We start from the raw sequence: 20,310 nt of genomic DNA on the forward strand, positions 1-20,310 counted from the left end.
ATCCCCGCCACCTCCACGTCAAGATTGCCTCACTGTAGACGCGCGCTCGGGCCTCGCCGATCAACGGCGAAGACCTGGGGGTACGGCACTGCTCCCCTGGGGAGGTTCTCTCCTCCTGCGGGGGATAACTGCGTCCCTGAAGCCGATTCGGTGTGGGTTAAATGCCGTAATCGGTGACCTTACCTGCACAATTCTCAGAATGTGGCGTAATGAACGCACGCTGCAAAAGGAAGGCATGAAAGACCTCCGATCCAGCCACCCGCGCCGCGCACTCGTCACATACTGAGGTCGGTCGTAAGCGCAGAGTGGCGATGGGTGGAGGGTTGGCATGGTGGCCGACGACGGAGATCCGGTCGACGTCAGCATCGTGATCCCCGCCCACGACTGCCGGCCCTATCTCGACCGGTGCCTCACCTCGGCGCTCGTGCAACGGGTCGCCAAGGAGATCGTGGTCGTCGACGACGGCTCCACCGACGGCACCGCCGAACTCCTCGGCCTCTACGCCGCCCATCACCGGGGCGTGGTCAAGGTGCTCCGGGTGGAGGGCTCCGGCGGCGCCGGCCGGCCGCGCAACGTCGGCCTCGACCACGCGACCGGCCGCTACGTGTTCTTCTGCGACGCCGACGACTATCTCGGGCCCGATGCGCTGGAGCACATGCTGGCCGCGGCCGACAGGAACGACGCCGACATCGTGCTCGGCAAGATCGTCGGGCACGGCAGGCGGGCCCCCGAGTCGATGTTCCACCGCAACGCCGACCGGGCGGAGCTGGGCGACAGCGCCGTCTACAACAGCCTGAGCTGCTTCAAGCTGTTCCGCCGCGACATGCTGGAGCGGCACCGCGTCCGGTTCCGCGAGGGCGTGCTCGTGGGGGAGGACATCTACTTCACCGTGCACGCCTACTGCCACGCCCGGACGATCTCGGTCGTCGCCGACCGCGACTGCTACCACCTGGTCGCCAGGCCCGACGGCAGCAGTGTCATGCAGCGGCCCGAGAGCCGCGACCCGCTCGCCTGGCTCACCATGATCCGCGAGCCGATCCGGCTCATGACCGAGCACGTCCCGCCCGGGCAGCTCCGCGACCACCTGCTGGTCCGCCACTTCAAGCTCGACGTCCTCGCCCAGCTCGGCGCGCCTTTCCTGGCGGCCGACGAGGTGCGGCGCAAGGACGTCGCCCAGGCGGTGGCCGCCCTGTGCGACCGGTGGCTCACGCCCGGCGTCCGCGACCGGCTCGGCAGCGCCGACCGGCAGCGGCTGGCCGCGCTCGGCGACGTGGACCGGCTGGCGACGCTGGCCGTGATCGAGGCGGCGCCCGTGGAGCGCCGGCTGACCGGGCTGTGCTGGGACGGCCGGACGCTGGTCGTGGCGGGCGAGGCCGCGCTGGCGGGCTGCGCCGAGCCCGACCGGGTCGCGGTGGTGCTGCGCACCCGCCACGAACCCCGGCGGGAGCTGGTCGTGCCGGCCGGGCGGTCCGGCGGCCGGTTCGTCGCCAGGATCGATCCCGGGCTGCTGGCCTCGGGCATCTGGGACCTGCGGGTGTCGGTGGAGCTGGCCGGGGTGACCCGCTCGGCCAGGCTGGGCGCCGACCGCGACACCGCCCTGGCCCGCCCGCCGGCCCGGCTGGTCGGCGAGGTGGCCGTGCTGCCGTACTTCACCCGCGACAACGGCAATCTCAGCCTCGACGTCGGCGGGCACGCGGTCGGCGTGCCCGGCAGCGCGCGCCTAGTCGGGACCCGCTGGTCGGCCGGGCGGCGGCTGGTGCTCGACGGCGAGGTCGTGGTCGCGGGGGCCGCGCCGCCGCCGGAGGCCGTGCGGCGGCTGGTGTGGCGCGAGCGCGGCAGCGGGAGCGAGCGGGCCGACCGGGTGGTCGGGCTGGCCGGGGGCGGCTTCGTGGCCAGGCCCGCGGTGGGGCGGTTCGGCCCCGGGGTGTGGGACGCCTATCTGGAGCTCGACCTGGGCGGCCCGCCCGCGCGGTTCAGGGTCGAGGCGGGCGCCGACCCGGTCGCCGGGCCGCGCCGCTGGCTGCTCGGCACCGGGCCGTGCGTCGCGCGCCCGTACGCGACCTCGAACCGGGGGCGGCTCAGCGCGGTGGTCCGGCGGCTTTCCGCGCGGGCCTTCTTCCAAAGAATCATGCGCTAATGCCATCTATGTGCAACTGCATAGCGATGCTCTACAGTAGGGACGATTTGTCGTACTTTTGGAGGATCGTCGTGCACGTCCCCGATGGCTTCTTCACCGCGGCAGTGTCCGTCTCCGCCGGCGCCGTCGCCGCTGCCGGAGTGGCGGTCTGCCTGCGGGGGGCCCGCCGCGAACTGGACGACCGGACCGCGCCGATGGCCGGGCTGGTCGCCGCCTTCGTGTTCGCCGTCCAGATGCTGAACTTCCCCGTCGCCGCCGGGACCAGCGGGCACCTGCTGGGCGGGGCCTTGGCGGCCATACTCGTGGGGCCCTATACAGGGGTGCTGGCCATAGCCGTGGTCTTGGTGGTGCAGGCGCTGTTCTTCGCCGACGGCGGGCTGACCGCGCTGGGCGTGAACGTCACGCTGATGGCTCTGGTCACGGTGCTGGCAGGGTGGGCCGTGTTCCGGCTGATCACCCGGGTGGTGCCGGGCCGGGGCGGCGTGACGGCCGCGTCGTTCGTGGCCGCCCTGGTGTCGGTGCCCGCCTCCGCGCTGGTGTTCACGCTGCTGTTCTGGCTCGGCGGCACCGCGCCCGTCGAGATCGGGACCGTGGCCGCCGCGATGACCGGCGTGCACGTGCTGATCGGCATCGGCGAGGGCCTGATCACCGCGCTGACCGTGAGCGCGGTGCTGGCCGTCCGCCCCGACCTGGTGTACGGGGCGCGCGAGCTGGCCAGGCCGCTGATTCTGCGCGGCGCCGACGGGACCACCACGGTCACCCAGGAGGCGCCCGAGCGCGCCCCCGCCCGGACCGGCCGGCCGTTCGTGCTCGGCGGGATCGCGGTGTCGCTCCTGCTGGCCGGGATCGTGTCGTTCTTCGCCTCGCCGGACCCGGACGGGCTGGAGTCGGTCGCCGAGGAGCAGGGCTTCCTGAGCCAGGCGACCGACCACCTGTTCGGCGGCTCGCCGCTGGGCGACTACGGCGAGGTCGGCGGCATCCCCGTGGGGATCGCCGGGATCATCGGCGTCGCGCTGACCCTGCTCGCCACCGCCGCCATCGCCCACGCCGCACGCGGGCGCGGGCGGACCAAGGTCTGAGCGGACGCCGATGAGCTCGGGGGATCGGCTCTATCGGCCCGGCGGCTCGCCGGTCCACCGGCTGCCGGCGCAGTGCAAGCTGCTCGCCGTGCTGGCGTTCGCCGTCGTGGTGGTGGCCACGCCGCGCGAGTGGTTCTGGGCCTTCGGGCTGTACGCGGTCATGCTGGCGGCCGTCGCGGCCGTGGCGCGGATCGGGCCGGGCCACATCCTGCGGCGCATGGTGATCGAGGTGCCGTTCGTGCTGTTCGCGATCCTCATCCCGGTCATCGGGACGGGGGAGCGGACGGAGGTGCTCGGTCTGTCGCTGAGCGTCCCCGGCCTCTGGGCGGCCTGGAACATCCTGGCCAAGGCGACGCTCGGCGTCACGGCCTCGATCCTGCTGGCCTCCACCACCGAGCCGCGTGACGTGCTGGTCGGGGCGCAGCGGCTGCGGGTGCCCGACCTGCTGGTGCAGATCGCCATGTTCATGCTCCGCTACCTCGACGTGATCATGGACGAGATGCGGCGGATGCGCGTCGCCCGGGAGTCGCGGGGCTTCCAGGCGCGTGACGTCCGGCACATCCCGGTGATCGCCCGCTCGGCCGGTGCGCTGTTCATCCGCTCGTACGAGCGCGGCGAGCGGGTGCACCTGGCGATGCTCAGCCGCGGCTACGCGGGCCGGATGCCGATGGTCCACGCGGGGGCGGCGACGGCGGGACAATGGGGGACAGCGCTCGCGCTGCCGCTCGCGGCCCTGGCCGTGCTCCTGTTGGGGGTCACCGCATGACAGAGAACTCGCTCGAGGTCAGCAGCCTCGCCTACGCCTACCCTGACGGCACGCAGGCGTTGTTCGGCGTCGACCTGACCATCCGGCGCGGCGAGCGGGTGGCCCTGCTCGGCCCCAACGGCGCGGGTAAGACCACGCTCGTCATGCACCTCAACGGCATTCTCACGGCCGGCCACGGCACCGTGAAGGTGGCCGGCACCCCGGTGCGCCGCGACACGCTCAAGGAGATCAGGCAGCGCGTCGGCCTGGTCTTCCAGGATCCCGACGACCAGCTCTTCATGCCCACGGTCCGCGACGACGTGGCGTTCGGCCCGGCCAACGCGGGCCTGCGCGGCGCGGAGCTGACGGCCGTGGTCGAGAGCGCGCTGGAGCGGGTCGGCATGCTCGACGCCGCCGACCGCCCGCCGCACCATCTGTCGTTCGGCCAGCGCCGCCGGGTGGCCGTGGCGACCGTGCTGGCCATGGAGCCGGAGATCCTGGTGCTCGACGAGCCCTCGTCCAACCTGGATCCGGCGGCCCGCAGGGAGCTGGCCGAGATCCTGCGCTCCCTGGACGTGACGGTGCTCATGGTCACGCACGACCTGCCGTACGCGCTGGAGCTGTGCGAGCGCTCGCTGATCCTGTCGGACGGGGTGATCGCGGCCGACGGGCCGACCCGGGAGCTGCTGGCCGACACCGCGCTGCTCGCCGGGCACCGGCTGGAGCTGCCCTACGGGTTCGCTATTCCTGCTGCCGCGGAACGTGGATGACCACCAGCGTGTCGCCCTCGCGCAGCTCGGCGGCGCGCGGGTCGGCGTAGGTGAACATGCGGCCGTCCCTGACGACCGCGACCGGCAGCTCGTCCCCCTTGATCGGCGGGCCGCCCACCTCCTCCGGACGGACGCGGCGCTCGCGCAGGTCGACGCCCCTGCCGTAGGTGAGCAGGTCCTGGATCAGGGCGCTGACGGCGGGGCTCTGCGTGGCCACGCCCATCATCCGGCCGGCCGCCTCGGCCGAGGTGATGACCACGTCGGCGCCGCTCTGGCGGACCAGCGGGTCGTTCTCCGCCTCGCGGACCGCCGCCACGATCGTGGCCCGCGGGTTGAGGCTGCGCGCGGTCAGCGTGACCAGGGCGGTGGTGTCGTCGCGCCGGGTGGCGATGATGATCTGGCCCGCCGTACGGATCCTGGCGCGGCCCAGGACGTGGCTGCGGCTGCCATCGCCGAGCACGCCCGCGAAGCCGTCGGACGCGGCCTCCTCCACCACCGCCGGGTCCGGGTCGACGACCACGACGGACTCCTTGGCGGTGCCGTTGTCGAGCAGCGTGCGGGCGGCGGCCCGGCCCTTGGTGCCGTAGCCGACGATCACGGTGTGGTCCTGCAACCTGCCCCTCCAGCGTTCGATCAGGATGGCGTCCCTGGTGCGCCGGGTGAGCACCTCCAGCGTGGTGCCCACGAGCACGACCAGGAAGGCGATGCGCAGCGGCGTGACGGCCACGATGTTGACGATCCTGGCCGCGGTGCTGACCGGCGTGATGTCGCCGTACCCGGTGGTGGAGATGGACACGGTCACGTAGTAGAGCGCGTCGAGCGGTGAGACCGTGCCGTCGGTGGTGTCGCGGTAGCCGTCGAGGTCCAGGACGACCAGCACGAACATGGCCAGCAGCATCGCGAGCGCGATCGCCATCCGGCGCAGCACCGCGCGCAGCGGGCTCAGTCGGGCGGACGGCAGGCGGATGCCCGCTGCCGTCTCGTCCTCATTCATACAGCTGATCGTAGTTTGTGGATGCCGTGTATCCGGGCAAGTCGAAGTACAGTGGCTCATCGAGGAGGGGCCCATGAAGCTGCGGCTTGCGCGACACTCCCTCGGTGACGCCGTGGTGGTGGCCGTTGCGGGAGAGCTCGATCTGTTCACCGCACCCGTCCTCCGCGACGAGGTGCGCGACGCGATCAAGCAAGACGGCGCCCGCCTCGTCCTCGACCTCCAGCAGTTGTCGTTCATGGACTCCAGCGGCCTGTCCGTGCTGATCGAGGCCTGGCGGCTGGCCACCGGCGAAGGCGGCGGGGTGTCGCTGGCGGCGCCCCAGGCCCCGGTGGCGCGCATCCTGCGGACCACCGGTCTCGACCGGCGCATCAAGGTCTATTCGGACGTCGACAGTGCCGTGGGCGGAATTTGACCCCCCTCCGAGTAGAACTTCATTCGGTTCAGAGCTAGGGTCCGTGCTATGGACGTGAACGGATCCGCAGTAATCATTTCGGGCGGTGCCAGCGGTCTCGGTGAGGCCACGGCCCGCGAGCTTGCCCGCGCCGGCGCCACCGTGGTCATCGCCGACCTCAACGAGGAGCGCGGCAAGACCGTCGCCGACGAGCTCGGCGGCGTCTTCGTCAAGACGGACGTCTCCGACGACGGCCAGGTGCAGGCCGCCGTGGACGCCGCCGTCGCCACCGGCAAGCCGCTCCGGGTGGTCGTCAACAGCGCCGGCATCGGCTGGGCCGAGCGCACCGTCAACCGCAACGGCGAGCCGCACAACCCGGCCTCCTACCGCAAGGTCATCGAGGTCAACCTGATCGGCACGTTCAACCTCATGCGCATCGGGGCGGCGGCCATCTCCAAGACCGAGCCGGTCGACGCCGACGGGCAGCGCGGCGTGGTGATCAACACCGCGTCCGTGGCCGCGCTGGAGGGCCAGACCGGTCAGCTCGCCTACAGCGCCTCCAAGGGCGGCATCGTGGGCATGACGATCCCGGCCGCCCGCGACCTGGCCGCCATCGGCGTGCGGGTCAACACCATCTGCCCGGGCATCATCGACACCCCCATCTACGGCTTCTCGGCCAACGCCGACGAGTTCAAGGCCAAGCTGGTGGCGCCGGTGGTGTTCCCCAAGCGGATGGGCCGGGCCGACGAGTTCGCCCATCTGGTGCACTCCCTGGTCCAGAACGACTACATGAACGCCGAAGTCATCCGCTTCGACGGCGGCATCCGCTTCCAGCCCAAGTAAGTGAGGTCCCGTGTCTGACGAAGTGCTCGTCGAGGAGTCCGACGGCGTCGCCGTGATCACCATCAACCGTCCCAAGGCCCGCAACGCGGTCAACGGGGCGGTGGCCAGGGGAGTCGCCGAGGCGCTGGACGCGCTCGACGCCCGGCCCGAGGTCTCCGCCTACGTGCTGACCGGCGCCGGCGGCACGTTCTGCGCGGGCATGGACCTCAAGGGGTTCCTGTCCGGCGACTTCCCGGTGGTGGAAGGACGCGGGTTCGGCGGCATGACCGAATCGCCGCCGAAGAAGCCGATCGTGGCCGCCGTCGAGGGGTACGCGCTCGCGGGCGGCTTCGAGCTGGCCCTGTCCTGCGACCTCATCGTGGCCTCGTCGGAGTCCAAGTTCGGCCTGCCGGAGCCCAAGCGGGGCCTGGTGGCCGGCGCGGGCGGGGTCATGCGGCTGCCGCGGCGCATCCCGTACCACGTGGCCATGGAGATCGCGCTGACCGGTGACCACTACCCGGCCGCACGCCTGTACGAGCTGGGGCTGGTCAACCGGGTCGCCGAGCCGGGACAGGCGCTGGAAGGAGCGATCGAGCTGGCCCGCAAGATCGCCGCCAACGCGCCGCTCGCGCTCGCCGCGACCAAGCGAGTGATCATCGAGTCGCAGGACTGGTCGCGCGAGGAGATGTTCCGCAAGCAAGGGGAGATCATCCAGCCGGTGTTCGGCTCCAAGGACGCCATGGAGGGCGCCGCGGCATTCGCCGAGAAGCGCGCCCCCCAGTGGAAGGGCGAGTAACTCCGGCTCCGCACCCCCTCCCGGACACCGGGAGGGGGTTCTTTATGCGCGCTTGCGGTAGTTCCTGCGTACGGTTGTAGGGACGACGTCACCTGGGAGAGGGCATGAGCGACTACTCGCGGCCGCGCTTCGAGTCAGCCAAGAGCGGGCTGGCCTCGCTGCTCTCGGGCGCCCTGGCATCACTGCTGACGATGCTCGCGATCCTGGCGATCATGTGGGCGGTAGAGATCTTCGACTACCTGACCCCGGGCAGCCCTGACTACGCCTACGGCATCCGGGGATGGGAGGCCGACGGGCTGGTCGGCATCTTCACCGCGCCGTTCCTGCACGGCAGCTTCGGGCACCTGATGGCCAACTCGCTGCCGCTGCTCGTGCTCGGGTTCCTGGCGGGGTTGCGCGGCATCGGCCGGTTCCTGGCGGCGAGCCTGCTGATCATCGTCATCGGTGGCGTCGGCACGTGGTTCACCAGTCCGGGCTTCTACACGGTGGGCGCCAGCGGGCTGGTGTTCGGCTACTTCGGGTATGTCGTGGCGCGCGGGTTGTTCGACCGGCGGGCGCTCGACGTCGTGCTGGGCATCGGCGTGGCCATCGCGTACTGGTCGATCCTGGCGGGCGTGCTGCCGGGCGAGCCGGGCATCTCGTGGCAGGGCCACCTGTTCGGGCTCGTCGGCGGCGTGGTGGCCGCGTGGGTGCTGCGCAGGCCCACCGGGGCCATCCGCTAGCGGACGGCCCCGGGGAGCGGGGTCAGAGGCGCTCGACCACGTGGTCGACGCAGGCGGTCAGCGCCTCGACGTCGGCCGGGTCGATGGCCGGGAACATCGCGATGCGCAGCTGGTTGCGGCCCAGCTTGCGGTAGGGCTCGGTGTCGACGATGCCGTTGGCGCGCAGCACCTTGGCCACCGCGGCCGCGTCGACGTCGTCGGAGAAGTCGATGGTGCCGACCACCTGGGAGCGGAACTCCGGCGCGGCGAACGGGGTGGCGAAGGACGACTTCTCCGCCCAGGTGTAGAGGCGCTGGGCCGAGTCGGCCGTGCGGGCGGTGGTCCAGGCCAGGCCGCCGTTGCCGTTCATCCAGTCGAGCTGGTCGGCCAGCAGGAACAGCGTGGACACCGCCGGGGTGTTGTAGGTCTGGTCCTTGGCCGAGTTGTCGATCGCCACCGGCAGGCTGAAGAACTCCGGCACGAACCGGCCGCTCGCCGCGATCTCCTCGACGCGGGCCAGGGCGCGCGGCGACATCAGCGCGATCCACAGGCCGCCGTCGGAGGCGAAGCTCTTCTGCGGGGCGAAGTAGTAGACGTCGGTCTCCGAGACGTCGACGGGCAGGCCACCGGCCCCGGACGTGGCGTCGACCAGCACCAGCGCGTCGTCGCCGCCGACCCGCTCGATCGGCATGGCCACGCCGGTCGAGGTCTCGTTGTGGGTGAGGGCGTAGACGTCGACGCCGTCCTCGGCGACCGCCTCAGGGTGGGTGCCGACCTCCGACTTGATCACCGACGGGTCGGAGAGCCACGGCGCCTTCTTGGCGACCGTCGCGAACTTCGAGGAGAACTCGCCGAACGAGAGGTGCTGGGACCGGTCGCGGATGAGCCCGAAGGCGGCGATGTCCCAGAACGCGGTGGTGCCGCCGTTGCCGAGCACGACCTGGTAGCCCTCGGGCAGCGAGAACAGGTCGGCCAGACCGGAGCGGACGCGGCCGACCAGGTTCTTGACCGGCTTCTGGCGGTGGGAGGTGCCCATGACGCTCGCGCCGGACGCGGCGAGCGCGGCCAGCTGCTCGGTGCGAACCTTCGAAGGCCCGCAGCCGAAACGGCCGTCGGCGGGCTTGATGTCTGCGGGAATCTCGATGTCAGCCACCTCACCAGGTTACTGACGTGCGACGACTGCCTCGGCACCGGTCCGGGATCTGAGACGGCGTGTCGGCCGAGGTTCACGCCGAAGGTGACCCGTTGTCATTATTTCTCTTGACGTGGCCCGTTTCGAGTACCACCCTCACGGCAGGTTCCCGTCTGCAGAGAAGCGAGATGGGCCATGGCGGAGAACGGCGTCCTTCTGACTGGCAGGGAGCTGGCGGTCCTCTCCTTGATCGCCTCTGGCCACCCGGCGCAGGAGATCGCGGCCGTGCTGCGGATCGCGCTCTGCTCGGTCGAGAACCACAAGCGGCACATCTACCGCAAGCTGGGCGTGGGCAACCAGGCGGAGGCGGTCGCCAGGGCGCACGCGCTCGGCCTGTTCGACGTCGTCGGGAGCGGCGTTCGACGGCCCGGGGAACGCCTGGCGTCGCACCTGTCCGATCTGGTGGTGGTGCACGCGCGGGCCCGCGGGCTGCTGGAGCCGGTGGTCGTGGCCCTGGTCGGCTGCGGGCGGCCGTTCGCGGTGGTGGCCAGGCCGGAAGTGGGCGACGACGACCACCTGCTCGCCTGGCACCGCGGCGGGTTCCTCGCCGTGCTGGTCGACCCGGGGGCGGGCGCCTGGCGGCTGGCGGTGCGGCTGCGCGCGCTGACCGTCGTGGTGCCGACCGCGTCGCCGGAGCGGGGCAGCGCGATGGAGGCGATCTCGCACGGCGCGCACGCGGTGGTGTGGCTGGACGACGTGCCCGAGCATCTGGGCCAGGTGCTGGCCACGCTGCCCACCGGGTATTTCGTGATGAGCTCCGCCTGCCCCGACCAGGGCAGGCCGCCCGCGCTCACCGCCCGCGAGCGCGACGTGCTGGCCGCGATCGCGGGCGGGCACACGATCCGGCAGACGGGCCGGGTGCTCGGCATCTCGGGGAAGACGGTGGAGAACACCCGGGCCCGCCTGTTCAGCAAGCTCGGCGCGCGCAACCGGTCGGAGGCGCTCACCAACGCCTACCGCTGGGGGCTGCTCACTGACCGCGACTCGCCGGATCGACCTTCGCGAACGTGAGCAGGTCCACCATGGTGAAGTTCCCGGTGGAGCCGTTCGCCCGGGGCAGGGTCGGCCGCCAGGAAGGCTGGGCGGCCAGGTAGGCGGCCGGGTCGAGCTGCAGCAGGCCGATGAAGACCTCGCCGACGATCCGGGCGCCCACCCCGGCCAGCCGCCTGCCACCGGCCAGCACCTCGGCCTCCTTGAGCACGTAGTACCAGAGCGGCGTGCTGCTCGGCAGCCCGTGCCCGAACTGCTGCAGCTCGGGGAAGTGCTGCGCGAAGAGCGGCGGGATGCCGCACACCACGGCCAGGAGCTGTCCCGACGGGATCGACCAGGTGATGTGCCGCAGCAGGTTGCGCTGCGGCAGCACCGTCGGCTGGTCGCCGGAGGAGATGGCCGACAGCGGCAGGTTGAACAGCGGCGTGGAGATCTTGGTGTCGATGCGCTTGTTGCGCCGCATCTCGCCGTCGCCGAAGTCGAAGAACGTCTGCCAGCCGATGAACCGGCGGCGGGCCCGGCGGCCTCCCCGCAGGTCCACCGGGTCCGCCTGCCTCTCGCCCGCCGGGTCGAAGACGAAGCCGAAGAAGGCCGAGCCGTCCTGGTTGCCGCGCAGGTTCGCCCGGTAGGACGGGCGCACCATGCTGTGCCCGAACCGGTAGGCCGCGCCCTGGAACTCGACCGGGATGAACTGCTGGCCGCGCGCCGGACGGTAGAAGCGCCGCCCGTTGCGTAGCAGGTCGTCGATCACACCCTGGCCGATGACCTGCGGCAGGAACTCGTGCACGATGATCCACTGGTAGTGCCAGGTGACCAGCCGCCGGGCGTTGGCGAACAGGTCGCGCGTCTGGCCCGAGGCGCGCAGGCGGTCCACGACCGCGTTGTGGAACTTCAGGAAGGCGGCGTGCAGCCCGCTGATCATGAGGTTCTCGTCGTTGCGCGGGTCGCCGAGCACGGCCGTGCCGTCCGAGCGGCGCGGCACGTCCTCGAACAGCCCGCCGCTCTCCACCCGCAGCTTCGCCCGGTCGTTGGGGTCGTAGAGCTGCGGGTCGGCCGACGGGCCGCGGCCGTAGACGGAGTCGAGGTCGAGCGCCGGGGTGCGGGCGTTCGGCGTCCTCTCGGGGTCGACCGGGCGGCCGAGCGGCGAGGTCTGGTCGAACGTCATGTCATGGTCGAGGAACTGGCCGAAGAACGTGGTGCCGGCGGTGTGGTTGTCGTTGTCGAGGTTGTTCGGGCTCAGCTCGGGGTTGGTGATGAGCCGTACCGGCCCCTCCTGCAGCGGGTCGCGCGCGTCCATGACGCCGCCGGGCCCGCCCATCGCGATCAGCGCGGCGGGCAGGGAGCTCGCGTTGAGGTCGGCGAAGGCCGGCAGGGCGAAGATGCGCCCGAACCTGTCGGGCGAGGTGGCGAACCCGCCGGACCGGGCGGTGACGACCTCGGCGAGCGCCTGGGCTGGAGTCAGCGTCAGCGCTCCGACGGTGCCTCCCAGGCCCGCGAGAAAGCCTCGCCGGCCGACGGTCAGGGGTTGTCCGCCGCTGGGCTGGTCAGTGGGCACGGCGACCTCCGGGTGCTTCCGACTGGGAAGATGTGCCGGAAGTATGCGACCCGGTCAGTAAGTGAACAATGACAACAAACCCTTAGGGGAAAACGGGCCGTACCACACGAGAACGGCCCGCCGGGAGCCGGCGGGCCGTGTCACGTGATCAGGTCAGATCGTGCCGACGACCTCGTCGGCGCCCGGGACGTCCGCCAGCGGGCGGGACGTCGGGCCGGTGTAGTTGGCGCTCGGGCGGACCAGCCTGCCGGTGCGCTTCTGCTCCAGGATGTGCGCGGCCCAGCCGGCCGTGCGCGCGCAGGTGAACATCGAGGTGAACATGTGGGACGGCACCTCGGCGAAGTCCAGCACGACCGCGGCCCAGTACTCGACGTTGGTAGCGAGCACCCGGTCGGGCTTGCGGGCGTGCAGCTCCTCCAGGGCGGCCTTCTCCAGCGCCGCCGCGACCTCGTACCGCGGCGCGTCGAGCTCCTTGGCCGTGCGGCGCAGCACCCGGGCGCGCGGGTCCTCCGCGCGGTAGACGCGGTGGCCGAAGCCCATCAGGCGCTGGCCCTTGTCGAGCTCGCTCTGCACGTACTTCTTGGCGTCGCCCATCTGCTCGACGCCCTCGATCATGTGGAGCACCCGGGCCGGGGCGCCGCCGTGCAGCGGGCCCGACATGGCGCCCACCGCGCCGGAGAGCGCGGCCGCCACGTCGGCGCCGGTGGAGGCGATGACGCGGGCGGTGAACGTGGACGCGTTCATGCCGTGCTCGGCGGCGGAGGTCCAGTAAGCGTCGATGGCCTTGACGTGCTTCGGGTCGGGCTCACCGCGCCAGCGGATCATGAACCGCTCGACGATGGTCTTGGCCTCGTCGACGCGCTTCTGCGGCACCATCGGCAGGCCGAGGCCGCGCGCCGACTGGGCCACGAAGGACAGCGCCATCACCGAGGCGCGGGCGAGCTGGTCGCGCGCCTCCTCGTCGCCGATGTCGAGCAGCGGCTTGAAGCCGTAGGCGGGGGCCAGCATGGCCAGCGCGCTCTGCACGTCGACGCGGATGTCGCCGGAGTGAACGGGAATGGGGTACGGCTCCGCCGGGGGGAGGCCCGGCTGGAACTTGTTGTCGACCAGCAGGCCCCAAACGTGCCCGAAGGGGACACGGCCGACCAGCTCCTCGATGTCGACGCCCCGGTATCGAAGGGCGCCCCCTTCTTTGTCCGGTTCCGCGATCTCGGTCTCGAAAGCTACTACGCCTTCAAGGCCGGGTTTGAAGTCGGACACGTTGGCCGCCTCCCTTTCCTGCCATGGTGTCGGCAATGGTCTGCCACTGGTCGCGGCCGCGTCGGGACACGTTGGCCTGTCCCGAGCTCCTCCGCTATGTTGATGTCGAGATACCGGCGGGTCAATTTAACCCCCTCCCTTCCCGTGCCCGGTCGCCGGACCCGCCGATAGACCGAAACCGCAGGTAGGGGGCCTAGTATGGGCTTCTCCACCGAGCGCGCAAGAATACCTTCTCGTGGATGCCACCTCGCGCCCGCCCTCGCTGGCGGGGCTTCGCCGCTCGTACGTGGGCGAACCGCTGCTCGAATCCGCCGTCGCGGCCGATCCGATCGTCCAGTTCACCACGTGGTTCCAGGAGGCGCTCGACGCGGGCCTGCCCGAGCCGAACGCCATGGTGGTGGCCACCGCCTCCGCCGGCGGCCGGCCGAGCGCCCGGACCGTCCTGCTCAAGGGGTACGACGAGCGAGGGTTCGTCTTCTACACCAACTACGACTCGCGCAAGGGCCGTGACCTGGCCGAGAACCCGCGGGCGTCGCTGCTGTTCCCCTGGCACCCGATCCGCCGCCAGGTGCGGGTCGAGGGCACGGTGACGCGGCTGTCGCACGAGGAGTCGGCCGCCTACTTCGCCTCCAGGCCGTACGGGTCGCGCATCGGGGCGTGGGCCTCGCGCCAGTCCGCGGTCGTGCGGTCGCGGGAGGACCTGGAGGCGCGCTACCAGGAGCTCGCCGAACGCTGGCCGGAGGAGCCGCCGGTGCCCGACTTCTGGGGCGGTTTCCTGGTGGCGCCGCGCGAGATGGAGTTCTGGCAGGGGCGGATGGACCGGATGCACGACCGGCTCCGGTACCGCCTGGGCCGGGGCGGATGGGTTCTAGACAGGCTTGCCCCCTAATCTGACCGTTTGTGTCATTCGGGGAGTTCGTCAAGCGTCATCTGGTCGACACGCGGCCGCTGGCGGTGCCCGCCTACCGGCGGCTCTGGGTCGGGCAGGCGGTGTCGCACGTCGGGCTCGCCGTCACCGTCGTCGCGGTCAGCCAGCAGGTCTACGAGCTGACGGGCTCGTCGTTCTGGGTCGGCATGCTCGGCCTGGCCAACCTCATCCCGCTGGTGGTGTTCGGCCTGTGGGGCGGGGCCGTGGCCGACGCGATGGACCGGCGCAAGCTGCTCGTCGCCGGGTCGCTGGTGGCCTGGGCGGGCACGGTGCTCATCCTGGTGCAGTCGATCGTCGGCGTGCCCAGCGTCCAGCTGCTGCTCGCCACCGTGGGGCTGAGCGCGGCCGGGTTCGCGGTCAGCTCCTCCACCCGGGGCGCGATCATCCCCAGGCTGCTGCCCCCCGAACTGGTGCCCTCGGCCAACGCGCTCAACTCGCTCGTCTACAGCCTGGGCGCGGTCGGCGGGCCCATGGTCGGCGGCGTGGTGCTGCAGCAGGGCGGGTTCGCGGCCGCGTACGCGGTGGACGCCGTGCTCTTCACGGCCAGCCTGTACGCGGCCTTCCGGCTGCCCGCGCTGGCCCCGCTCGGCGAGGTGTCCCGGCCGGGCTGGCGGTCGGTGGCGGAAGGGCTGCGGTTCATCGTCACCAGCCCGATCCTGTGGATGTCGTTCGCCGTGGACATCATCGCCATGGTGTTCGCGCTGCCCAGGGCGCTCTTCCCGGAGATGGCCGACCAGCGCTTCGGCGGATCGCTGATCGCGCTGGCGTGGCTCAACTCCTCGATGGCCATCGGGGCGGTGCTCGGCGGGCTGTTCTCCGGCTGGGTCACCCGGGTCAGGCGGCAGGGGCTGGCGCTGGTCTTCGTCATCGCGCTGTGGGGGCTGGCCGTGGCGGCGGCGGGGCTGGCCGACCAGCTCTGGCTGGTGATCGTGTTCATGGCCGTCGGGGGAGCGGCCGACGTGGTCTCGTCGGTGTGGCGGCAGTCGATCCTGCAGCTCTACGCGCCCGACGAGATGCGCGGGCGGCTGCAGGGCGTGTTCATGGTGGTGGTCGCGGGCGGACCGCGCCTGGGCGACGTGCGCGCCGGCGTCACCGCGACCACGTTCGGGCTGACGACGGCGTGGGTCGGCGGCGGGCTCGCGTGCGCGATCGCCGTCCTGGCCGTGGGCCTGTCGGTGGCGAGCTTCAGGAACTACCGGGCGCGCTGAGCGGAGTCACTCGGCGGGGCGGGTGTCCGCCGCGACCCGCAGGTCCGCGAGGAATCCCGCGTACGCGGCGTCCCGGTCGGGGGCGCGCAGCACGGCCGACGGGTGGATGGTGGCCACCGCGAGCGCGTCGCCCATCGGCACCGGCTCGCCACGCTGCTTGGTGACCCGGAACTCCCGCCCCAGCAGCGCACGCGCGGCCGTGGCGCCCATCACCACGACGATCTCGGGCCGCACCGCCGCCAGCTCCGCGCTCAGCCACGGCCGGCAGGCGTCGATCTCGGCCGCCGTCGGCTTCTGGTGGATCCGGCGCTTGCCCTTGTTGGTGAAGGAGAAGTGCTTGACCGCGTTCGTGACGTACACCTCGTCGCGGTCGATCCCGGCCTCCTCCAGGCCCTGGTCCAGGATGCGCCCGGCGGGGCCGACGAACGGATGGCCCTGCCGGTCCTCCTGGTCGCCCGGCTGCTCGCCGACGAGCATGTAGCGGGCCCGCTCCGGGCCCTCGCCGAACACCGTCTGGGTGGCGTCCCGGTAAAGATCACACCCCTCGCAGCAGGCCGCGGCGTTACGCAAAGAGCTCAGATCGTGACGGTCGGGAAGGAAAGGAGACGCAGAGTTGTTGCCGTTCTTTGTCATCGCCGGTCGTTCTCCCCATAGGCTTTGACCTGATCCTGTGCCCGCAGCGGAAGGGCTCAGTCCCGAGACGACCGGCTAGCATGGCATGAGGGAGGAGCCTTGACCGCACACGGCCTGATCGACACCACGGAGATGTATCTCCGGACGATTTACGAGCTCGAGGAGGAGGGCATCGTCCCCCTCCGCGCCCGCATCGCCGAGCGCCTGCAGCAGAGCGGTCCGACCGTCAGCCAGACCGTCGGCCGGATGGAGCGTGACGGCCTGGTCCGCGTCGAGGGCGACCGCCACCTGGCCATGACCGACCTCGGCCGCGCCCTGGCCACCCGGGTGATGCGCAAGCACCGCCTCGCCGAGTGCCTGCTGATCGACGTGATCGGCATGCCCTGGGAGGAGGTGCACATCGAGGCCTGCCGCTGGGAGCACGTGATGTCCGAGTCGGTGGAGCAGCGCCTGGTCAAGCTGCTGGGCAACCCCACGTCCTGCCCCCACGGCAACCCCATCCCCGGCCTGGCCGAACTGGGCGCCGAGGAGGCCGCCGAGGTGGCGGAGTCCCAGCTCACCCCCATGGCCGACCTCGCCGGTTCCCACGCGGTGCCCGTGACCGTGCGCCGAATTAGCGAACAAGTGCAAAGCGATCCCGCTCTGATGCTTAAACTCAAGCAAGTTGGGATACAACCCGGACGCGAGGTGACGCTCGCGGCGAGCGACGACGGTGTGCGGGTGACAGGTGACGGTGACGCAAACGACTCTCTCGCGGAGATCCCGCGCGACGTCGCGGCACACGTCTTCGTGTCCAGGCGCTGATCCCATCCGGGAGACCCTCCACTCCCCCCCGGCCAAGACTGTTGCAGGAGCGCCCGTGGTCCTTTCCCGCACGCTTCCCCGAGGAGTGGTCTACGGATGACGCGCTGGGGGGATCTGTCCCACGACGCGGCTGATCATCTGGCCGCCGCGTCCGTCCTCGACCATGCCGAGATGGCCGTGGTGGTGACGGACCGGTTCAGCAATCTCCTCTACTGGAACCCGTTCGCCGAGAAGCTCTTCGGCCGGCCGGGCAAGTCGGCGCGCGACTCGTCGGTGCTCTCGTTCGGCATCATGGAGAAGGACCAGCCGCAGGCCATCGAGCTGGCCAAACACGTGCTCAAGGGCAACGTCTGGGAGGGCACGTTCGACGTCCGGCGCAGCGACGGCGCCATCGTCTACGTCCGCGTCCAGGCGGTGCCGCTGCGCCATCCGTCCGGCTCGGTGACCGGCATCGTCATCACCGCCCGCGAGGCGCTGCGCAGCAACGAGCGCGAGAAGGACCGGTTCGGCCTGCTGGAGCGCATCGGCGAGCGGCTGGCCGGCTCGCTGTACGTGGAGGAGACGCTCAAGCGGGTGGCCGAGATGCTCGTCCCGCAGTTCGCCGACCACTGCTTCATCGAGCTGATGGAGGGCGACCGGCTGGTGCGCCGGGTCTCCCAGCACGTGCACGGGTGGGAGCCGCCGGTCGGCACCTGGAAACCCGTGGGCGCGGAGATCCGTTATCCCGCCGGCCACTACGCCGACGCCGCGCTGCGCCGCCAGGAGACCATCCTGGTCGACGACTTCGCCGGCAACAACTTCCCCGCGCCCAGCGAGGACAGCGCGCGGCTGTGCGGCGAGGTCGGCATGAACTCGGCGATCGTCGCGCCGCTCACCGTGCGCGGCGAGACGCTGGGCCTGATGTACCTCGGCCTGTCCGACCTCACCCAGCGCCGCAGCCCTCACTACGACGCCTTCGACCGCGACTTCGTCGGCGCCATCGCCACCCGCGTCGCGGTCGCCATCGACAACGCGCTGCTGTTCGAGGAGGAGCGCCACACCGCCGAGTCGTTCCAGAAGCACCTGCTGCCGCGGGCGCTCCCGCAGCTCGACGGGCTCCACATCGCGGTCCGCTACTATCCCGCCGCCCCGCTAGCCTCCCACGGCCAGGGCATCCAGACCCAGGTCGGCGGCGACTGGTACGACGTGATCCCGCTGTCGGCCGGCCGGGTCGGCATCGTGATCGGCGACGTCGAGGGCCGGGGCGCCAAGGCCGCGGCCATCATGGGCCAGCTTCGGGCCGCGCTGCGCGCCTTCGCGCAGGACGACAAGTCGCCGGCCGACATCCTGGCCAGGCTCGACGAGTGGACCCGCATCATCGCCACGCCCGAGAAGGACGACTCCGGCGCCGACATCAGCGTCCCGCCCATCGTCACCTGCCAGTACCTCGTCTACGACGCCTGGTCGCGGCAGCTGTCGTTCGCCAACGCCGGCCACGCCCCGCCCCTGCTGCTGAGCGACGGCGAGTGCGTGGAGCTCGACATCGAGGAGGTCGGCCAGCCGCTGGGCGTGCGCGCCAAGGGCATGCACGCCGACCTGGTCTACAAGGAGGAGACCCGCACGCTCCCGCCGGGCGCCGCGCTGCTCCTCTACACCGACGGCCTGGTCGACCGCCGCCCCACTCGCACCGGCCCGGCGCAGACCGAGCAGGAGACGCTCGCCGTCCTCTGCGAGAAGCTCGCCTTGATGACCAAGGCCGAGGTGGAGCGCATCGCCGACGCCGCCACGGTGGCCGTGCCCGGTGAGATCGACGACGACATGGCGATCCTGGTCATCCGCTCCAGCGACGAGGACCTCGACGTCGAGGAGCGTACGTTCCCGGCTCAGCCGATCATGGTGGGGGAGGCGCGGCGGATGGCCTCCGACGCCTTCGCCGACTGGAACGTCCCCGAGGAGCGGGCCGAGCTGGCCTGCCTGCTGGTCTCCGAGGTCGTCACCAACGTGGTGCTGCACGCCTCGACCGCGAGCGTGCCGCGCCGGGAGCTGGTGGTCGACGGGCCGCCGCTGCCCTTCGAGGAGTCGTGGGACGTCCCCGGCTTCGACAGCTTCGACGACGAGGTGGTCGGCGACAAGGAGTTCACGCTCCGGCTGCGCCGCGGCGAGGAGTCCGTCTGGGTCGAGGTCTTCGACCAGGACCTGCGGCTGCCGCGCATCCGCAGCGCGGGCGAGAACGACGAGGGCGGCCGCGGCCTCTACCTCGTCGACCAGTTGGCCAAGCGCTGGGGCTCGCGTCCCACCAGGGAAGGCAAAGCGGTCTGGTTCGAGATTCCCACCAGGGGCCGGTGAGTGGTTCACTGCCTGCATGGAGCTGGCCTTTGAACGCCGGGGCACCGGCGAGCCGCTGATCCTCGTGCACGGCATCGGTCACCACTGGCAGGGATGGCTGCCGGTGATGGATCGGCTGGCCGCCTCGCGCGACGTGATCGCCATCGACCTGCCGGGGTTCGGGCGTTCGCCCGGGCTGCCCGACGGCGTCCCCTACACCCCGGAGTCGCTGGCCGACGCGATCGAGTCGTTCTGCGCGCTGCTGGGCGTGCGCGAGCCGCATGTCGCGGGCAACTCGCTCGGCGGCTACCTGGCGCTGGAGCTGGCCTCGCGCGGCACCGTGCGCACGGCGACGGCGCTCTCGCCCGCCGGGTTCTGGTCCCGCTCGGAGCTGCTCTACTGCCAGGCGGTGCTGCGGGCGAGCCGCAAGTCGGCGCGTTCGCTGCCGCCCGAGCAGGCCGCCGAGCTGGCGGAGCACCCGATCGGCCGGGCGTTGTCGGTCGGCCTGATGGTCGCGCACCCGTCCCGCATGGCGCCGACCGCGCTGATCGCCGCCACCCAGGCGCTCGGCTCGGCCAGCGGGTTCGACGAGACGCTGGAGTCGTTCACGAACGTGATGCCGCCGGCGCCGCCCAAGGCGCCGATCACCATCGCCTGGGGCGAGCACGACCGGCTGCTGCCGCGCCGCCAGGCGGTGCGCGCCGCCAAGTGGTCGGGGCAGCGGGTCAAGCTGCTCAAGGGCTGCGGCCATCTGCCGATGACCGACGACCCGGCACTGGTGACGCGGGTGCTGCTGGAGGGCAGCGGGGGCTAGCGCATCGTCTGGCCCCACAGCAGGAGCATGACGATGATGAAGACGATCATGATCCCGACATAGCCGACGGGTCCGAGCCGGATCGCCCGGCGGACCCGGTTGAGGCCCCAGGCGAACAACAGGGCCAGGAAGACCAGGAGGATCAGGCCGCTGTCCATGCTGTCCAGTATGCGCCAGCGGCCCCGAT

Annotated in this window: 20 protein-coding genes; 14 read left to right on the forward strand and 6 right to left on the reverse strand. The window is 71.5% G+C overall.

The window, feature by feature from the left end:
- Positions 1–328: 328 nt before the first annotated feature.
- The 4 genes from ACGFI7_RS01755 to ACGFI7_RS01770 all read left to right on the forward strand — a co-directional run bounded on the left by ACGFI7_RS01755 (position 329) and on the right by ACGFI7_RS01770 (position 4,731).
- Positions 329–2,137, forward strand: coding sequence for a glycosyltransferase (locus ACGFI7_RS01755; protein ID WP_393397969.1), 1,809 nt, complete (start codon positions 329–331; stop codon positions 2,135–2,137).
- 71 nt (positions 2,138–2,208) lie between these two features.
- Positions 2,209–3,216: an energy-coupling factor ABC transporter permease gene (locus ACGFI7_RS01760; RefSeq protein WP_393397971.1), complete on the forward strand. Its 1,008-nt coding sequence runs from the start codon at positions 2,209–2,211 to the stop codon at positions 3,214–3,216.
- Positions 3,217–3,226: 10 nt separating this feature from the next.
- Positions 3,227–3,982, forward strand: coding sequence for a cobalt ECF transporter T component CbiQ (cbiQ, locus tag ACGFI7_RS01765; protein WP_393397973.1), 756 nt, complete (start codon positions 3,227–3,229; stop codon positions 3,980–3,982).
- Positions 3,979–4,731: an energy-coupling factor ABC transporter ATP-binding protein gene (locus ACGFI7_RS01770; protein ID WP_393397975.1), complete on the forward strand. Its 753-nt coding sequence runs from the start codon at positions 3,979–3,981 to the stop codon at positions 4,729–4,731. Before cbiQ ends, ACGFI7_RS01770 begins: the two co-directional genes overlap by 4 nt.
- Here the strand turns inward: ACGFI7_RS01770 and ACGFI7_RS01775 are convergent.
- Entirely contained in the window at positions 4,703–5,725 is a 1,023-nt protein-coding gene (locus ACGFI7_RS01775) for a potassium channel family protein (protein ID WP_393397977.1), read from the reverse strand. The genes ACGFI7_RS01770 and ACGFI7_RS01775 overlap by 29 nt on opposite strands.
- A 73-nt stretch (positions 5,726–5,798) precedes the next feature.
- Between ACGFI7_RS01775 and ACGFI7_RS01780 the strand changes: the two genes are divergently transcribed.
- The 4 genes from ACGFI7_RS01780 to ACGFI7_RS01795 all read left to right on the forward strand — a co-directional run bounded on the left by ACGFI7_RS01780 (position 5,799) and on the right by ACGFI7_RS01795 (position 8,456).
- Positions 5,799–6,137, forward strand: coding sequence for an STAS domain-containing protein (locus ACGFI7_RS01780; protein ID WP_148036724.1), 339 nt, complete (start codon positions 5,799–5,801; stop codon positions 6,135–6,137).
- Between the two features lie 48 nt (positions 6,138–6,185).
- Positions 6,186–6,959, forward strand: a complete 774-nt coding sequence (locus tag ACGFI7_RS01785) for an SDR family NAD(P)-dependent oxidoreductase (protein ID WP_393397979.1) — start codon at positions 6,186–6,188, stop codon at positions 6,957–6,959.
- A gap of 10 nt (positions 6,960–6,969) precedes the next feature.
- Positions 6,970–7,734 carry a crotonase/enoyl-CoA hydratase family protein gene (locus tag ACGFI7_RS01790; RefSeq protein ID WP_393397981.1) on the forward strand — a complete coding sequence of 255 codons (765 nt, stop codon included), beginning with the start codon at positions 6,970–6,972 and terminating at the stop codon, positions 7,732–7,734.
- Positions 7,735–7,838: 104 nt separating this feature from the next.
- A complete protein-coding gene (locus tag ACGFI7_RS01795; RefSeq protein WP_393397983.1) occupies positions 7,839–8,456 on the forward strand; it encodes a rhomboid family intramembrane serine protease in 618 nt (205 codons plus the stop codon).
- 22 nt (positions 8,457–8,478) lie between these two features.
- Here the strand turns inward: ACGFI7_RS01795 and serC are convergent, their stop codons facing one another.
- Complete coding sequence (serC, locus tag ACGFI7_RS01800) at positions 8,479–9,588, reverse strand: phosphoserine transaminase (protein WP_393397985.1); 1,110 nt, start codon at positions 9,586–9,588, stop codon at positions 8,479–8,481.
- Between the two features lie 174 nt (positions 9,589–9,762).
- Between serC and ACGFI7_RS01805 the strand changes: the two genes are divergently transcribed.
- Positions 9,763–10,638 carry a LuxR C-terminal-related transcriptional regulator gene (locus ACGFI7_RS01805; RefSeq protein WP_393397987.1) on the forward strand — a complete coding sequence of 292 codons (876 nt, stop codon included), beginning with the start codon at positions 9,763–9,765 and terminating at the stop codon, positions 10,636–10,638.
- Here ACGFI7_RS01805 and ACGFI7_RS01810 read toward each other — a convergent pair.
- Both ACGFI7_RS01810 and ACGFI7_RS01815 read right to left on the reverse strand, forming a co-directional pair.
- Positions 10,598–12,172: a heme peroxidase family protein gene (locus ACGFI7_RS01810; RefSeq protein WP_393397989.1), complete on the reverse strand. Its 1,575-nt coding sequence runs from the start codon at positions 12,170–12,172 to the stop codon at positions 10,598–10,600. The genes ACGFI7_RS01805 and ACGFI7_RS01810 overlap by 41 nt on opposite strands.
- A gap of 153 nt (positions 12,173–12,325) precedes the next feature.
- Positions 12,326–13,432 (reverse strand): citrate synthase 2, encoded by a 1,107-nt coding sequence (locus ACGFI7_RS01815; protein WP_393397991.1) that lies wholly within the window; start codon positions 13,430–13,432, stop codon positions 12,326–12,328.
- A 235-nt stretch (positions 13,433–13,667) separates the two neighbouring features.
- Between ACGFI7_RS01815 and pdxH the strand changes: the two genes are divergently transcribed.
- Together pdxH and ACGFI7_RS01825 are read left to right on the forward strand one after the other, a co-directional pair.
- A complete protein-coding gene (pdxH, locus tag ACGFI7_RS01820; RefSeq protein WP_393397993.1) occupies positions 13,668–14,321 on the forward strand; it encodes a pyridoxamine 5'-phosphate oxidase in 654 nt (217 codons plus the stop codon).
- Between the two features lie 11 nt (positions 14,322–14,332).
- Positions 14,333–15,568 carry an MFS transporter gene (locus ACGFI7_RS01825; protein ID WP_393397995.1) on the forward strand — a complete coding sequence of 412 codons (1,236 nt, stop codon included), beginning with the start codon at positions 14,333–14,335 and terminating at the stop codon, positions 15,566–15,568.
- Positions 15,569–15,574: 6 nt separating this feature from the next.
- On the opposite strand, the gene ACGFI7_RS01830 is transcribed toward ACGFI7_RS01825, so the two are convergent.
- The gene (locus ACGFI7_RS01830) at positions 15,575–16,201 is read right to left on the reverse strand and encodes a UdgX family uracil-DNA binding protein (RefSeq protein ID WP_393397997.1); all 627 of its coding nucleotides are present in this window, start codon (positions 16,199–16,201) and stop codon (positions 15,575–15,577) included.
- A gap of 99 nt (positions 16,202–16,300) precedes the next feature.
- On the opposite strand from ACGFI7_RS01830, the gene ACGFI7_RS01835 reads away from it, so the two are divergent.
- The 3 genes from ACGFI7_RS01835 to ACGFI7_RS01845 all read left to right on the forward strand — a co-directional run bounded on the left by ACGFI7_RS01835 (position 16,301) and on the right by ACGFI7_RS01845 (position 20,123).
- The gene (locus ACGFI7_RS01835) at positions 16,301–17,005 is read left to right on the forward strand and encodes a metal-dependent transcriptional regulator (protein ID WP_393397999.1); all 705 of its coding nucleotides are present in this window, start codon (positions 16,301–16,303) and stop codon (positions 17,003–17,005) included.
- Positions 17,006–17,101: 96 nt separating this feature from the next.
- Entirely contained in the window at positions 17,102–19,330 is a 2,229-nt protein-coding gene (locus ACGFI7_RS01840) for a SpoIIE family protein phosphatase (protein WP_393398001.1), read from the forward strand.
- Positions 19,331–19,346: 16 nt separating this feature from the next.
- Positions 19,347–20,123 carry an alpha/beta fold hydrolase gene (locus tag ACGFI7_RS01845; protein WP_393398003.1) on the forward strand — a complete coding sequence of 259 codons (777 nt, stop codon included), beginning with the start codon at positions 19,347–19,349 and terminating at the stop codon, positions 20,121–20,123.
- On the opposite strand, the gene ACGFI7_RS01850 is transcribed toward ACGFI7_RS01845, so the two are convergent.
- Positions 20,120–20,281: a hypothetical protein gene (locus ACGFI7_RS01850; RefSeq protein WP_393398005.1), complete on the reverse strand. Its 162-nt coding sequence runs from the start codon at positions 20,279–20,281 to the stop codon at positions 20,120–20,122. The genes ACGFI7_RS01845 and ACGFI7_RS01850 overlap by 4 nt on opposite strands.
- Positions 20,282–20,310 lie beyond the last annotated feature (29 nt).

Source organism: Nonomuraea sp. NPDC048826, from assembly GCF_043198225.1.
Classification (GTDB): Bacteria; Actinomycetota; Actinomycetes; order Streptosporangiales; family Streptosporangiaceae; genus Nonomuraea.